12 protein-coding genes and 3 pseudogenes are annotated in these 14,841 nt (G+C 62.8%); 9 read left to right on the top strand and 6 right to left on the bottom strand.

All coding sequences use genetic code 11. The annotated features are described in order from the left end of the window. Positions 1-226, top strand: a pseudogene (locus tag QOC89_RS09645) (hypothetical protein); the annotation flags it as partial. A 209-nt stretch (positions 227-435) separates the two neighbouring features. Here QOC89_RS09645 and QOC89_RS09640 read toward each other — a convergent pair. Both QOC89_RS09640 and QOC89_RS09635 read right to left on the bottom strand, forming a co-directional pair. Further along, positions 436-1,911 carry a sodium:solute symporter gene (locus QOC89_RS09640; RefSeq protein WP_323044812.1) on the bottom strand — a complete coding sequence of 492 codons (1,476 nt, stop codon included), beginning with the start codon at positions 1,909-1,911 and terminating at the stop codon, positions 436-438. After that, positions 1,908-2,123 (bottom strand): DUF3311 domain-containing protein, encoded by a 216-nt coding sequence (locus QOC89_RS09635; protein ID WP_323044811.1) that lies wholly within the window; start codon positions 2,121-2,123, stop codon positions 1,908-1,910. Before QOC89_RS09635 ends, QOC89_RS09640 begins: the two co-directional genes overlap by 4 nt. Before the next feature lie 347 nt (positions 2,124-2,470). Between QOC89_RS09635 and QOC89_RS09630 the strand changes: the two genes are divergently transcribed. Next, positions 2,471-3,148 (top strand): MarC family protein, encoded by a 678-nt coding sequence (locus QOC89_RS09630; protein WP_323044810.1) that lies wholly within the window; start codon positions 2,471-2,473, stop codon positions 3,146-3,148. 72 nt (positions 3,149-3,220) lie between these two features. Continuing rightward, positions 3,221-4,054, top strand: coding sequence for a class II glutamine amidotransferase (locus tag QOC89_RS09625; RefSeq protein ID WP_323044809.1), 834 nt, complete (start codon positions 3,221-3,223; stop codon positions 4,052-4,054). 70 nt (positions 4,055-4,124) lie between these two features. On the opposite strand, the gene QOC89_RS09620 is transcribed toward QOC89_RS09625, so the two are convergent. Both QOC89_RS09620 and QOC89_RS09615 read right to left on the bottom strand, forming a co-directional pair. After that, entirely contained in the window at positions 4,125-5,885 is a 1,761-nt protein-coding gene (locus tag QOC89_RS09620; protein ID WP_323044808.1) for a cobaltochelatase CobT-related protein, read from the bottom strand. 35 nt (positions 5,886-5,920) lie between these two features. Beyond that, positions 5,921-7,147: an AAA family ATPase gene (locus QOC89_RS09615; protein WP_323044807.1), complete on the bottom strand. Its 1,227-nt coding sequence runs from the start codon at positions 7,145-7,147 to the stop codon at positions 5,921-5,923. A gap of 215 nt (positions 7,148-7,362) precedes the next feature. Between QOC89_RS09615 and QOC89_RS09610 the strand changes: the two genes are divergently transcribed. After that, a complete protein-coding gene (locus QOC89_RS09610) occupies positions 7,363-8,448 on the top strand; it encodes a porin (protein WP_323044814.1) in 1,086 nt (361 codons plus the stop codon). On the opposite strand, the pseudogene QOC89_RS09605 reads toward QOC89_RS09610, so the two are convergent. After that, a pseudogene (locus QOC89_RS09605) lies at positions 8,439-9,881 on the bottom strand (molybdopterin-dependent oxidoreductase); the annotation flags it as partial. The gene QOC89_RS09610 and the pseudogene QOC89_RS09605 sit on opposite strands and share 10 nt — an antisense overlap. 372 nt (positions 9,882-10,253) lie before the next feature. Between QOC89_RS09605 and QOC89_RS09600 the strand changes: the two are divergent. The 5 genes from QOC89_RS09600 to tkt all read left to right on the top strand — a co-directional run bounded on the left by QOC89_RS09600 (position 10,254) and on the right by tkt (position 14,433). Continuing rightward, positions 10,254-10,499 carry a DUF6723 family protein gene (locus QOC89_RS09600; RefSeq protein WP_323044813.1) on the top strand — a complete coding sequence of 82 codons (246 nt, stop codon included), beginning with the start codon at positions 10,254-10,256 and terminating at the stop codon, positions 10,497-10,499. A gap of 255 nt (positions 10,500-10,754) precedes the next feature. Beyond that, positions 10,755-11,021 (top strand): hypothetical protein, encoded by a 267-nt coding sequence (locus QOC89_RS09595; protein WP_323044806.1) that lies wholly within the window; start codon positions 10,755-10,757, stop codon positions 11,019-11,021. 105 nt (positions 11,022-11,126) lie between these two features. Further along, entirely contained in the window at positions 11,127-11,294 is a 168-nt protein-coding gene (locus QOC89_RS09590; RefSeq protein WP_323044805.1) for a hypothetical protein, read from the top strand. Between the two features lie 191 nt (positions 11,295-11,485). Further along, complete coding sequence (locus QOC89_RS09585) at positions 11,486-12,031, top strand: cupin domain-containing protein (RefSeq protein WP_323044804.1); 546 nt, start codon at positions 11,486-11,488, stop codon at positions 12,029-12,031. A 317-nt stretch (positions 12,032-12,348) separates the two neighbouring features. Next, positions 12,349-14,433, top strand: a complete 2,085-nt coding sequence (gene tkt / locus QOC89_RS09580; protein WP_323044803.1) for a transketolase — start codon at positions 12,349-12,351, stop codon at positions 14,431-14,433. Between the two features lie 101 nt (positions 14,434-14,534). On the opposite strand, the pseudogene QOC89_RS09575 reads toward tkt, so the two are convergent. Then, positions 14,535-14,841, bottom strand: a pseudogene (locus tag QOC89_RS09575) (hypothetical protein); the annotation flags it as partial.

Here is a 14,841-nt window from a genome sequence, read left to right as displayed (position 1 = left end):
AGCGGGTGGTTTAGTGAAGTACCGCGTCGGCGCGCGCAGCGCCGCCGGAAGTATGAGTGCTTTGTCACTCGCGCTGAATGCGCGAGAACACAGATTCCAGATGCACCACTACCGTGACTGTGCGGGGGCCCCGCTTATGAGCTGGCGGGTTGAGCCGCTTTCTTTGCTTAGCTTTCTTTGCGGCGGCAAAGAAAGTAAGTGCCGCCCCGCACAGGGGCAACGCTAATAGACCAATATCAATTCAAGGAAAGGCCAAAAAATCCAGAAAGGAAAGGCCAAAAAAATCCAGATCAAGGAAAGGCCAAAAAATCCAGATCAAGGAAAGGCCAAAAAATCCAGATCAAGGAAAGTCTAGGCCGTAGGCAAACAGCCAAACAAGCGCCGCGACGGCAAAAAAACCAAAGAAAGCCACCGCCGCAGGCGCCCACCCAACCCTTATTGCACTGAAGAAGCATGCCCCTCTTCAACACCCCGCGGCCGCGTCACAACACTGACAACCGCAAAAACAACCACATTGACAGCCAGCGCCAAAAACCCAATATTGATGTCCTTAAGAGCATCAGACAAAAACGGCATTAACTGCCCAATACTCAAATGCATCATGGTCGTCACCGCCACGACGGCCACCCCCGCAAGAATCCCGCAAAACGCGCCTTGCTTGGTCGCGCGATTACGCGGCAGCAAACTGCAGATCACCGCCGGAAACAACTGCGTTACGAAGTTGTATCCCATCAGCAGCAATGCCACGATCGTCTCCCCACCATGCAGCGTAAATCCCACAGCCACCAGCGCCACGACCGGCACCAGAAAGCGCGCAAGTTTGGTCACCGTCGCGTCCGATGCCTTGCGGCTCACCATGCCGCGATACACGTCGTTGGCAAGCAGCGTGGACGCCGATGTCAAAATCATCGATCCCGGCACCAGTGCCGTCAGAATCCCCGCCGCGCCGATCACGCCGACTAACCACGGGTCGAAGGTCTGCAACGACAGACGGAACAGCGACAGGTCGATGTCGCCACCCTTCAGGCCCGGCACCTTCAGCGTCGCCGCAAACCCGACAAAGAAGACGAACAGCAGAATCAATTGATACAGCGGCAGCACCATCGCGTTACGCCGGAAAATACGCTCGTCCTTCGCCGTGAAAATCGAACCGAACGTGTGCGGCCACATGAAAAAGCCCAGCGCGGTCAGAAGCACCGTCGACTGGAACCAGGTCACGCTCGACCCCTTGGCCGGGAAGGTCAGGAAGCCCGGGCGCGCGGCATCGATGGCCCGGAACATGTCGCTGAAGCCGCCGTAGTAGTGCAACGGCAGATAAATGCCGAGGAACAGCACGATCGCCAGAATCAGCAGGTCCTTCACCACCGAATTCCACGCGGAGCCGCGTACGCCGGAAACGATCACATAGGACGTCACCACAGCGGCGCCGATCCATACCGCCGCCGTCGACGAAATCGCGCCATACGAGGCCGTCGCCACAATGATGCCGAGGCCCTTGAGTTGCAGCACAAGGTACGGAATCAGCGCAGCCACGCCGACCACCGCGACAAGCGTGCCGAGCGCCGGGCTGTCGTACTTGCGCGCAAAGAAGTGCGGCTGCGAAACGAGACGGTGCTGTTTCGCGTAACGCCAGATCGGCGGCAGCATCCAGTACGAGATGATGTATGCCAGCGTGCCGTAGGCAAGAATGTAGTAGACCGGCGCGCCTTTGCCATAAGCAAAGCCGCTGCCGCCGAGGAAGGTGAAGGTCGTGTAGATTTCGCCCGCCATCAGCAGGAACACGAACGCGGTGCCGAAACTGCGGCCGCCCACGGTCCACTGCTCGAGATTCATGTCGTGGCCGCGCCGCGCGCGCACGCCCAGGTACAGCGCAAACAGCGTAATGCCCGCAATGATGACAAGTGCACTCATGGCCGGGCCTCCTCGCCATCCGCGGCGAGTTGACGATTGGTGGGATCCAGACGGTAGACGATCGCCATGATGATCGAACTCAATACCACCCACATGACGATCCAGGCCAGCACGAATGGCATGCCGAGCATCAGCGGCTCGACACGATTTACAAACGGAACGCCGAGCAGTATGCCGACGAACGGCAGAGCGGCGAGTACACGAAGCAACATAGGGACAACTCCTCAAACCAGTAGGTACGTCTCGTTGAAAGCGCAGCTTCGCTGGGGACTGTATGCCGGATGCTTCTACCGCGTAAAGTAAGTCAAAAAAGTGTAGGCTTTCTGAAAGTTGCGCACGCATCTTTCGGCACCGCCCTGCTGCGGTGCAGCGCCGCGCGCCGCTTGCGTGGCCGGCGTTTTTTCGAATTCGCAGGCCGCGCCACGCTATCATCTGACCCAAGCAACGCGAGCACCACTCTGGACAACCCGAAGGCGTCCAGCAATTCAACTCAGCGCGCCGCGCCCGGGGGCCGTCAGTCGATCCGCCCGCCCGAGCCGCCGCCCGAAACGGATCGCATATGGTCGAAAGCCTGGTCTCGGATATCCTGTTTGGCTTCACCGGGTTGATCAGCATCATCAACCCAATCGGCATGGCCTTCGTCTTTCTCGACCGGACCGCATCGCTCACCACGGAAGACCGTACCGCGCTCGCCAGGAAAATCGCCTTCAACGTGATGTGCGTGATGCTCGTCGCCTTCTTTGTCGGCACCCCGATTCTTCATTTCTTCGGCATTTCCATGCAGGCCTTGCGCATCGGCGGGGGCCTCGCGGTCGCGGTCGGCGGCTGGCAGATGCTCAACGCGCCGGACACGCAACCGGCCGAACAGCCGGCCGTCAAGCGCGTGGACTCGGATAACGCGATGTCGAAGGCGTTTTTCCCTCTCACCATTCCGCTCACCACCGGGCCCGGTTCGATCGCCACCGCCATCGCGCTGACCGCGAACCGCACGCATAAGCTCTCGGCGTTCGTGCTGTCGACCATCGCTTCGGTGGTGATCTCGATCCTCGTCGCGGCAACCGTCTACCTGATCTATAGCCGCGCGGTGGTTTTCGCCAAATACCTTGGCGTGGACGGCACCAAGGTCGCGATGCGCGTCTCGTCATTCCTGCTGCTGTGCATCGGCGTGCAGATTATCCTGACCGGTTTTTCGGAGTTCCTGATCCCCATCGCCCAGATGCAACCCGTGGTCAAATAGCGAACGGCGGCGCGCGGCTGTTCGAGGTCGCATGAGGTTCGTCACCTATCGCATCACGACAGGAGAAAGTTCATGTGCCGCTGGCTCGCTTATACCGGTAACCCGCTTCAACTCGAAACGGTGCTGTTCAACGCCAAACACTCGTTGATCGACCAGAGTCTGCATTCTCGGCACGGCCACACCACCACGAACGGCGATGGATTCGGCATTGGCTGGTACGGTCATCCGACCGATATTCCGTTTCGCTACCGCTGCATTCAGCCCGCATGGAGCGACCGCAATCTGCGCGAAGCCGCACGGGCGATCCGCGCGCCGCTGTTCGTCGCGCACGTGCGCGCGGCGACCGACACGCCGTCGCAGGAAACCAACTGTCATCCGTTCCGCCATGGCCGCTGGCTCTTCGCGCATAACGGGCTGGTGCGCGACTATCCGAAGCTGCGTCGCGACCTGATGCTGGCGATCGATCCTGAACTGTTTCCGTCCATCGAGGGCTCGACGGATTCCGAAGTGCTGTTTTTTCTCGCGCTGACTTTCGGCCTCGAGCTGGCGCCCGTTACCGCAATCGAGCGCATGGTGGGCTTCGTCGAGGACATCGGCCGCAAACACGGGGTCGCTGAGCCGCTGAACATGACCGTTTGCGCAACCGACGGCGAGCAGATCGTCGCGGTGCGTTATTCGAGCGAAGGCCAGTCGCGCTCGCTTTTCCACAGTACCTCGTTCAGGCATCTGCGCGAGCTGTATCCGGACGACCCACGCATCGCGGCGGCCGGCGAGGACGCCTTCCTGGTATTGTCGGAACCGCTCGCGGATTTGCCGGGCTGGTGGGAGGAGATCCCGGAGAGCACGGCCGTGGTCGCGCGCGGCGGCGAGATCGAGCAGTATTCGTTCGAGCCTAAACTGGTTTAGCGCCGCATCAAGATGCGTACGCTAACTGACGATGACGTCGAATGCGTCCGATGCCGTCATGACGCGCGCGTTAGCGCGTCAGCAGCATGGAACTCAACACCGAGAACACCGTCGACGGTAATTCGGCAAGGCGGCTCACCACGACGTTGTGGGGATAGAAATCCTCGACCGCATCGGTCAGGACGCCGATGCCCAGCAGTTCGATGCCGCGTTTCTGGATCGCGGCGACGCGTTCGCGCAAATCGCTGCGCAACACCTGCGGATCGCCGTCGCCGGTCGACGGATAGCCGTCCGAGAACACGATCAGGATGCGCCGCTCGGCCTGATGATCCGCGAGCCGCGTCGCGGCCCAGGCCAGCGCCTCGCCGTCCGGATTCTCGTGGCCGCAATCAATCGCGGCGATCCCGCTCAGATCGATCGCGCCAAAGCGTTTGTAGACTTTCAGATCGAGCCGCTCGACGAAGCGGTTATAGCGCGCCAAATCCGTGCCGGCCGCCCGTTGCCGCTCATAGAGCTGCTTCATCGGCGCGGACTCGAGCGAGCAATAGCCGAGCACTTCGCAATCGAACGACAACTGCGTCAGCGCATCGCACAACGCGCTCGCGCACAGTCTCGCGAGTTCGATCTTGCGCCCGGCCATCGAACCGCTGCGATCGATCAGCAAGCTCACGGCGACGTCGCGCCCTTTGGCCGCGCGCTGCGTGCGAAACGGCGTGCGGTAGCCAGGCGACGTCGCGAGCTTCGCGAGCGAGGTGCGGTCGATCTCGCCGCGTTCCTGTTCGCGGCGCCAACGGGTGCGTTCGTCGGCGCTCAGCGCGCGTTCGAGTTTTTCCTTGAGCGGCGCGGTATCGGCACGGGCCTGCGCGCGCAGTTCACGCCAGCTCGTGCTGTCGCCCTGACCGGTCAGGTCGGTGATTTCGTCGAATTCGGTGGCGAGCGGAATCGAGAGCAGCCTGCGAGCGGAATTGGCCGCCGCGCGAGCTTCGCCTTCGGAGCGGGCCGACGCTCGCTGCGCGTCGGCCAGCGATTGCCCCATACCCACCGCATTGTCCGCTTGCGCGCCACCGCTTTGGTCGGACGGCGGCGAGGCGGCGCTGTCGTGGTCGGGCAGGGTGGTGTCGTCGTTACTGAGCGGCTCGGATGAAGAAGCCGCGGTTTCCGTATCGATGTCTTCGACCGGATCCGCGGTGAACACCATGCTGTTGACATCGCCCGCCGACAAAGCCCGCACGCGCGCCACCAGGGCCTGCGCCGCGGCAATGCTATGCGCCGTGGAACGGCTGCTGCGCGCCTCCTCCAGCACATCCTGCGCGGCGTGCAGCGCGGCCAGCAGAGAATGGCTCGCTTCGGTCAGGCTGGGTTGCTCGTCCCACAGCGCACGCTCCACCAACCACACCAGCCGGTCGCGCCAGTGCAGCCTGGGCCAGCGCTGCCGCGCCTGCCCGGCGGCATGCACCCGCAGCTTGCCGATGAACCAGCGCGCGCCCGGATATTCATCGAGCAATTGCGCGCACACCCGGCGGTCTTCGATCACCTGCGCGAGATTCGCCGCGACGCCGCACGGCAGCGCCTCGATCTGCGCGAGCGACGAATGCTTGGCGCGCGCCACCAGCAGATCCAGATAACCGATCAGCACGTCGCGCTCGACGCCGCCGCTCAGCTCATAATCGGGAATCACGATGCGCCCGGGCTCGACCCGCGGCCCGTCCGGGCTGAAGGCAACCGTCACGCCGTATTGCCCGGTCAGCACGCGCGCCACTTTGCTGAGCGTCGATTCGAACGCGAAGCCTCGCGTGTCGCGCGCCGCATGCAAGGTGTGCCTGGCGTTCATTGTGCTTGTCGTGCTCAAGGTGTTCGCTGGCCGCGTCAGCCGGCCGGCGCGATGTGATGGCGGACGATGCCGCGAATCAGCGCCGCGTCTTCCGGACTGACCTTCGCGTAGATCGCGGGACCGGCGGCGCGTTCGGGGTCGCCGGTGCGCAGCATCAGCTCGGCCCAGTCGAGCAGGCGCCGCGTCGAGAATGCGCTCGACAGGTCTTCGCGGGCGAACGCCGCGCGGCAGTCGGCGGCAATCGCGGCGAGGGTGGTGGCGAGCGCGCGGGTCATATGCGGGGCGAGGGTGCCCATCAGCACGTCGGCTTCTTCGGCGGGCGTCAGATAGTCGAGCAGGTAGACGCGCCAGCGATCGAGAAACGCCTCGTTCATCAGATTCGCGCCCTGATACAGATGACGGAACTGGCTCATCGCACCGACCGCATTGGCCGTGGCGAACAGCCTGAACGCGGGATGCGGCGCGACGATCTCATTGCCTTTTTCTTTCAGCACGAGACGGCCATGCGGTTCGAGCACGGCGGTGAGCGCGGCGAGAATCGACGGTTCGGCGAAATCGATTTCGTCGACGATCAACCACAAGCCCTCGCGCATGGCCGTGGGCAGTACGCCATCGACCCAGATCGTCTCGCCACCCTTGACCGTCCAGAACCCGACAAAATCGCCGACGGTGGTTTGCCCATTCATATTCGAGCGCAACACGCCGTGATGCGAGCGAGCGGCGACCTGTTCGATCAGGCTGGTCTTGCCGGCGCCGGTGTGGCCGATCAGCATGACGCGGCGGTTCTCGACGATATCCTCGACGATGTCGTTAAAGCGCTCGGAGAACAGATAGGCCGGATTGACGCGCGGCACGAGCGGATTGTCGAGGCCGCAAGGAACGTCGACGTGGCCGATGCGCACGGTTTCGGCCGTGTCCTCGCGCTGCACGCGACTCTTTGCCGCCGAGGCTCGCGCCGCGGCACGCTGCAACTCCGGCATGAACGCCACCCGTTCGGCGGCGCCCGCTTCGTGCCCGGCGTCGGGCGTATCGATCGCGAAGCCCTCGCGGCGCCACTTTTTCAGCTTGGCGCGCAGGTTTTCCCCGTCGACCACCAGATCGATATCGACCGATCCGGCGCCGTTGCTGTGATCGATACCGTGCTCCAGCCGATAGTTTTCCGGACGGTCCGCCAGGCTGACGCGCCACCACTCCGCGCCGTGTTCGGTCGCGCGTTGGTACAGGCCCAGGTGTTCGTCTTCGGTCAATTCTGGCGCGTTCATGGCGAGTGGCAAAGGTTGAATGGTCAAATAACAAATGATGCTTTTCGATTTGGCTGAGGCCGAATGACCGTCTATCTTATCGTGAGTACCTTTCGATCGCCCGGCAGGGATTTGTTTGAGGCGCGCTGCGATAGTCTGGATTCATCGGCAAACGGCTTGGTCCACATTCGATAGAAGAAACACACGGCGAAACAATGAGACTACATACCCAATTAATGGCCGCCATCGCGGTGGCCAGTCCTCTGGCATACGGTCAAACCAGCGTGGAGTTGTACGGCCGCCTCGACGGCGGCGTGGAATACCTGAATCACATCAACAACGGTGCGGGTGGCAGTTCGACCCGTTGGAGCGCCGAGGGCGGCGATTGGGGCACCAGTATGCTGGGCTTCAAAGGCAATGAAGATCTGGGCGGCGGCCTGAACGCGATCTTCAACCTCGAAACCGGTTTGCAAATCATGAACGGCACGACCGGCGGCGGACGGCTGTGGTCACGGCGTGCCTTCGTCGGCCTGAAGAGCGACCAGTGGGGCACGCTGCAGGCCGGGCGCAATCTGTTCATCGATAGCGACGGCGTGTGGGAGTTCGATCCGTTCGTGCAGCAGGCATTTTCGTCGGCGTCGCTCGTGCGCGGGCGCAACTGGCAGCAGACCAGCAATAACGTCGAGTATCACAGCCCGGTGTTGTGGGGCTTCGACGTGCAGGCGCAATATGCGCTCGGCAATCAGCCCGGCGCGTTCAACAGCGGTGCGACGGGCGAGTTCGGCCGCTCGGACGGCATCATGCTGACGTATCACTCGCAGCTCTTCGACGTGCGCGGCATCTACGATGAACTGCGCGACAGCAACGGCCGTTTTAGCAACATCTTCCAGGCTTCGCGTGAATATTTTGTCGGCGCCAACGTGCATTTCGATGCGGTGAAAATCCAGGGCGCCTATACGCATTACGCGGCGCCGGACTCGCCGGCGGGCGTGGCGGACAGCGCCGATCACTACTGGCTCGGCGCCACCTACACCTTCCGGCCGGCCTGGGCGGTCACGGCGGGTGGCTACTACATCAAGGTCGGCGACGGCGGCGGCGATGCCGCGCATGACCCCTCCGGTCACGCGATGATGTACGTGCTCGGCACCACTTATAGCTTTTCGAAGCGCACCTTCCTGTATGGCACGGTGGGTTATGTGCGCAATGGCAGCAACTCGAATTTCTCGCTTGAGGCGTCGCCGCGCGACGCTGTGAATAACACGAGTCCGCTTGCGGGAGAATCGCAAACCGGCGCGTATGTGGGGATGCTGCATCAGTTTTGAGGCAGGGGTGACGCAGCCTCCTCAACCACCGCCGACCTACGCAACCTCACCGGAATCGATTTCGACGCCGGCACCTGACTCGATTTCGCGTGATGCGAGAGCGGGATCAACCGGTTGCATTCCGGGTAGTAGCCCATGATGCAACCTCGCGGAATATCGAACGCGTGCACGCGCATGCCAACCACTTCGCGCGTCGCGCCGTCGTTCGACACGGTCGAGATGCACACCGCGTCGCCCTCGGCAAACCCGAGGCGCATCAAGTCGTCCTGATGCATCAGCAGCACGTCGCGCGTGCCGTACACACCGCGAAAACGGTCGTCCGGCGCATAGACAGTCGTATTGAACTGGCTGTCGCCGCGCGTCGTCATCAGGCGCAGGACATCGGGACCGGTCGCCGGCATATCCGCATCTTCGTCGAGCGTATCGGGCACGATGAAATTGGCCTTGCCGTTCTCCGTTTTCCATTCGCGTTTGCAGGCCGGCAACGGCCGGTGAAAACCGCCAGGCTGCCTGAAGCGTTGGTTGAAATCGCGGAACTGATCGGGATAAGTGCGCTCGATGGCGTCGCGCACCCGTGCATAGTTGCCGACCCACGCATCCCAATCCACCTTCGGATTGCCGGGCAAGAGTGCCTTGGCGATGCCGGCGACGATCGCCGGTTCCGACAACAGCACGTCGCCGGCGGGCTCAGCCATCCCGTGCGAGCCATGCGCACACGCTGTACTGTCCTCCACACTGACCCATTGCTCGCCGCTCGCTTGCGCGTCGATTTCAATGCGCTCAAGGCACGGCAGCAGGTATGCAACCTCGCCGTGCAGCAGGTGGCTACGGTTGAGTTTGGTGGCGATCTGCACGGTGAGCCTGAGCTGCCGCCACGCCGGATCCATCACGTGATGACCGGGGATCGCCTCCTGAAAATTTCCGCCGAGACCGATGAACGCTTTGACCTTCCCGTCGAGCACGCCCTGGCATGCTTCGACGGTGGTCATGCCTTTCTCGCGCGGCGGCTCGAAGCCGTAGAGTTCTTTCAGTTTGTCGAGTGGTGCGAGTTCAGGCTTTTCCGTAATGCCGACCGTGCGCTGACCTTGCACGTTCGAATGACCGCGAATCGGACAGATGCCGGCGCCAGGCCGCCCAATGTTGCCGCACAGTAGCAGAAGGTTCGACAGCATCTGAATGTTGTGCACGCCGCTGCGATGCTGCGTGATACCCATGCCGTACAGCACCATCGCCGCGTTCGCTTGCGACTGCGGATTGGCGAAGCTGACGAGCCCGCGTTCCCTGATTGGATTGAAGGTGATGATTTCCGCGCCGCGCTTACGCGCGTCCTGCAACTGATGCAACATGCGCGGCGCGTTCGTGCCGGTGTTGTGGTCGAAGAACAGCATGCAATCCGTGTGTTCGAAGTCTTCGAGTTGCACGGTGCCGACCGGCCGTCATAGGATCGGTGACGTCTTCGGTACTCGTGCTGGCTCCAGGCGGGTCGAGCCGGTTTGATCTCACCGGTTTGCTGCAGCCGCGCAATTCCCGGACCAACGTCTTAGTTTGCGCTTACAACGCATCGAATCCGCGAACTGCGAACAGCAACCCACAAGCCGCAAGCAGCAAGTCCCACTGTGTGCACCGCCTTATCCGCGCGCAAGCGGTTTGGCATGCCAGCGGTTCTGTGCGTGCTTCGCCCGTGCCTGCCTAGTGTGGAACAGGTATTGCTCGACGTCGGCACGCGCTCGCTGCCGCTACGGCATCCGACGGCGCATGACGACACCGGAATTGACGCACCCACGGTGCAGGACAAGGGAAAGAACATGGCGCGACATAAGGCCGACGTTGCTGACGGCGACTTCGAGATTTACGCCAGCTATCACGGAACAGGCGACGGCCGTTACGTAGGTGGACTGAAGGTCGTCAGAAAAGCGGACAGGCGGATTCTGTTTCCATTCGACGGCGCGCCGGAGATCGGCCCCTACGCGACCGCCGACGAGGCTCGCCGCGCCGCGATCGATTATGGTCGAGAGATCGTGGCCGCGGATCGTGCGGCCCCGGAGAAGTAACAGGAGCAGGAGCGCCGGGCCCTTTGCGGCGATTTGTTTAACGCCCGGCGCAGTCTCTAAACCCTTTTAAATCCGAAACGCGAATCGTCGTGATCGTCATGACGCTCTCCTTTTTACAAACAAATGGTTCAGGCCTTCAGCTTCGAACCCGCAACGCCCGCGCCCACATACACGTGCCGGTTCCCCAGCGGGCTTGCCAGGGGAGGGACCGGTTGTTGCTGCATCCCTGAGGTAGCCGACTTCAAGGAGCGCATCATGCAGGACAGCACGTCCGAAGGCCCCAACGCGGAACGCGAAGCAGCGGACCCGAAAGCCCGCAGCAAACCGAGCGGTACGCACTATGTCGAGCCCAGTCCGCTGGGAATCGAGCCGGTAGAACAAACCGATGTCGCCGCGCAGACCAATCCGCAGCGCTCGAGCGAGCGTCCAGAGCAAACCGCCGAGGTCCCGCTGGGCACCGGGACGCATGCCGAGCCGCCGGGCGGCGGCGGTCGCGAGTCACAGTCACAAGAGAAGAAGTGACGTGGAGCGCAATCCACGCGGCCGACCGACCACGCGAACTCAATCGATGTGCGTCCGGCATTGTGTTGCGCGCATCATGAAGCAGGACATCCAACGGAGAGACACATGGCACAGGACAACGAACCGCTGAATCCCGGCGACGAAGCGTCGCCCGAGACACCCGGCGTAGGCGAAGACACCTGCCGGGCCTGCCACGGCACCGGCAAGGTGGAAGGCGCGCGGTGCGCAGTGTGCGGCGGGACAGGGAAGGTGCTGCAAGGCATCGGCGGATGATTGAACCGCACGGACTGAACCGGGCACGCCGCTCGATACGGGACTATCGTCTTATGTTTGAAAAATTCGTTCGTGAAGGAAACGCTGCGCGCCGTGCGGTTCAGGAGCACGCGCGTGAAAAGGTGGGTGCGTTTTATGCAGCGGTGCATGGACTCCCGCATTCGGCGCGCGAACAAGCAAAGGAGCTGACCATGTACAACGATTCGAAGCATGGATTGGACGCGGCTCAGACCGGGTATGAAGCATTCATGCTGGAGCCGCACGACTGGGTGCCGAACAACCGCACGTTGCCGGTCATCCTCTACCACCATGCGCTCGCGCCGGACAGCGGCGATCTCGCCGCCGCCTTCGAGATTCTGTTCGAAAGCAATGACTGGCCGCCGCAATGGCGCGACGGAATTTTCGATTACCACCATTTTCATGCGACCGCGCATGAAGTGCTCGGGGTGACCGACGGCTCCGCCGAAGTCATCGTCGGTGGCCCGGGTGGGCGCGTGGTGAAAATATCCGCGGGCGACGCGTTGCTGCTACCCGCGGGCACGGGTCATTGCCTGCAATCGTTCGCGCGCCACTTTCAGGTGGTGGCAGGCTATCCGGCAGGGCAGCAGTGGGATATCCGCCGCGAAGCGCTGACGCCGGAGGAACACGTCAAGATGGAGGCCTTGCCATTTCCCGCCACGGATCCGATTGACGGCAAGCTCGGCCCGCTGATCGAACACTGGCTGCACGCGGCCTGATCGCAGCGGAATGTGCGATTGCGCCAGCTTTTGAGTCAACCCAAGAGTCAACCCAAGAGTCAACCTAAAACCGCAAGCCGCCTGAAAGAACCGTCTTCCATCATCAGTGGAAGCTGATGCAACACGCGATGCAACGCCCACTCCAACGCGGCGTGGATGTAACGCGCCGTGCAGATTTGCGCGCATCGGCGCATCATCGTTAGGCCTTGCGGTCTTCATGTGTCGTTCCACGCTCGTCCAGACGAACACCGGTCGCCGGTCACGCCGCCCTGGTGCGGCCCGGCGATATCTCCAACCGCCGAACAAGGAGTGTCCCCATGCAAAACGATCCCGCCCTCGATCAGCTGTGCATCAACACGATCCGCACGCTATCGATGGACGCTGTGCAAAAGGCCAATTCCGGTCACCCCGGCACGCCGATGGCACTGGCACCGGTTGCTTACCATCTGTGGCAAAACCACCTCCGCTATGACCCGGACGAGCCGCTGTGGCCCAACCGCGACCGCTTCGTTCTCTCGGTGGGGCACGCCTCGATGCTGTTGTACTCGTTGCTGCATCTGGCCAACGTGAAGGCCGTGGACGATGACGGCAATCCCACCGGCTCACCCGCCGTGTCGCTGGATGACATCGAACATTTCCGCCAGATCGACAGCAATACGCCGGGGCACCCCGAATACCGCATGACCACCGGCGTGGAGACGACCACCGGGCCGCTCGGCCAGGGGCTGGGCAATAGCGTCGGCATGGCGATGGCGGCACGCTGGTACGAGAGCCACTTCAACAAGCCCGATGCGCCGCTGTTCGACTACCGCGTCTACGCACTGTGCGGCGACGGCGACATGATGGAAGGCATCTCGCACGAAGCGGCCTCGCTCGCGGGGCATCTGAAGCTATCGAATCTGATCTGGATCTACGACAGCAACCGCGTGACGATTGAAGGCCACACCGATCTCGCTTATAGCGACGACGTGGAGAGCCGCTTTCGCGGTTACAACTGGCACACGCTGCATGTGAACGACGCGAACGACGCGGCCGCGCTCGAAGCCGCGTTCGTCGAAGCAAAAAGCATCACCGACCGGCCGACGCTGATCGTGGTCCACAGCATCATCGGCTGGGGCGCGCCGCATAAGCAGGACACCTCCGCGGCGCATGGCGAGGCGCTCGGTGTCGAAGAAGTGGCGCTGACCAAGAAGTTCTATGGCTGGCCCGAAGACAAGTTCTTCTATGTGCCGGATGGCGTGCATGAACGCTTCGCCCAGGGCATCGGCGCGCGCGGCAAGACGGCGCGCGCGGAATGGCAAGCGAAGTACGACGCGTACAACAAGCAGTACCCGGAACTGTCGCGTGAATTCGCGCAGATCGAAGCCCATGAATTGCCGGCGGGCTGGGACAGCAACATTCCCACCTTCGACGCCGACCCGAAGGGCGTCGCCTCGCGCGAATCGTCGGGCAAGGTGCTCAACGCGATTGCGGCGCGCGTGCCATGGATGATCGGCGGCGCGGCGGATCTCTCGCCGTCCACCAAAACGAATCTGAAATTCGAAGGCGCGGGCAGCTTCGAGCACGACAACTATGGCGGGGTCAACCTGCACTTCGGCATTCGCGAACATGGGATGGGCGCCGCCGTCAACGGCCTCGCGTTGTCGAATCTGCGGCCATTCGGTTCGACATTCCTGATTTTCAGCGACTACATGAAGCCGCCGATCCGCCTCTCGGCGATCATGGAAGTGCCGGCCATCTACGTGTTCACGCACGATTCGATCGGCGTCGGCGAAGATGGCCCGACCCATCAGCCGATCGAGCAACTGGCCTCGCTGCGCGGCGTGCCGGGCTTGACCGTGCTGCGTCCGGGCGACGCGAACGAAGTCGCGCAGGCATGGCGGGTGGCGATGTCGCATCCGCGGCGGCCGTCGTGCATTGTCGTGTCGCGTCAGGCGTTACCGACCCTGGACCGCACGCGCTATGCGTCGGCCGAGGGCGTGCAGAAGGGCGGCTATGTGCTCGCCGATGCACCTGACGGACAGAAGCCCGAAGTGATCCTGCTCGCCACGGGCAGCGAACTGTCACTGGTCGTCGACGTGTACGAGAAGCTCAAGAGCGAAGGGATCGCGGCACGGGTGGTGTCGATGCCGTCGTGGGATCTCTTCGAGCGCCAGGACGAGGCGTATCAGGACTCCGTGCTGCCATCCGACGTGGATGCGCGCGTCGCGGTCGAACAGGCGGCGTCGCTCGGTTGGGACCGCTATGTCGGGCGGCTCGGCGCGCAGGTGGTGATGCATACGTTCGGTGCGTCCGCGCCGCTCTCCGATCTGAAGAAGAAGTTCGGCTTCACGCCGGAACGTGTCTATGAAGCGGCGAAGCAGCAGATTGCGCGAGTGAAGGGCAAGCGCAGCCAGGAGTAGAACGAGGCGTCCGCGCAATTGAGACGGTGGGACGGTGAAGAAGCCGGCGGCGTGATGACCGCCGGCTTTTTATTCGCCTCCTGTAGCCGCGAGTTGGCCACCGGCGCACCGGCGCTGTTTTCGCCGCCGAGCGCATTGCCGTTCTGCAGGCCCCCCACCGATTGCGCGGTGATCCGCAACAGCAGGTCGATCGGAATGCCGCCTTCAGCAAGCGGCAATGCCAGCGAGGGCACGAGCGGCCGGATATACGCGGAAGCGAACGCTTCGCCGGTGGTCGGCGTGAAGGTGAAGGTCGGGCGATTCGAATCGGACACGCTGCCGGTCGCGAGCGCACAGCTCGGCTGACTGCCGGAGCCGGCCGAGGTCAGGCAAGCCGCGCACAGCGCCGCAGCCACAGAAGCTGTTCTG

It is taken from the genome of Paraburkholderia sp. (assembly GCF_034668105.1).
GTDB lineage: Bacteria > Pseudomonadota > Gammaproteobacteria > Burkholderiales > Burkholderiaceae > Paraburkholderia.
The sequence above is the reverse complement of the archived record's forward strand: the minus strand, read 5'-3'. Positions and strand labels throughout refer to the sequence as shown.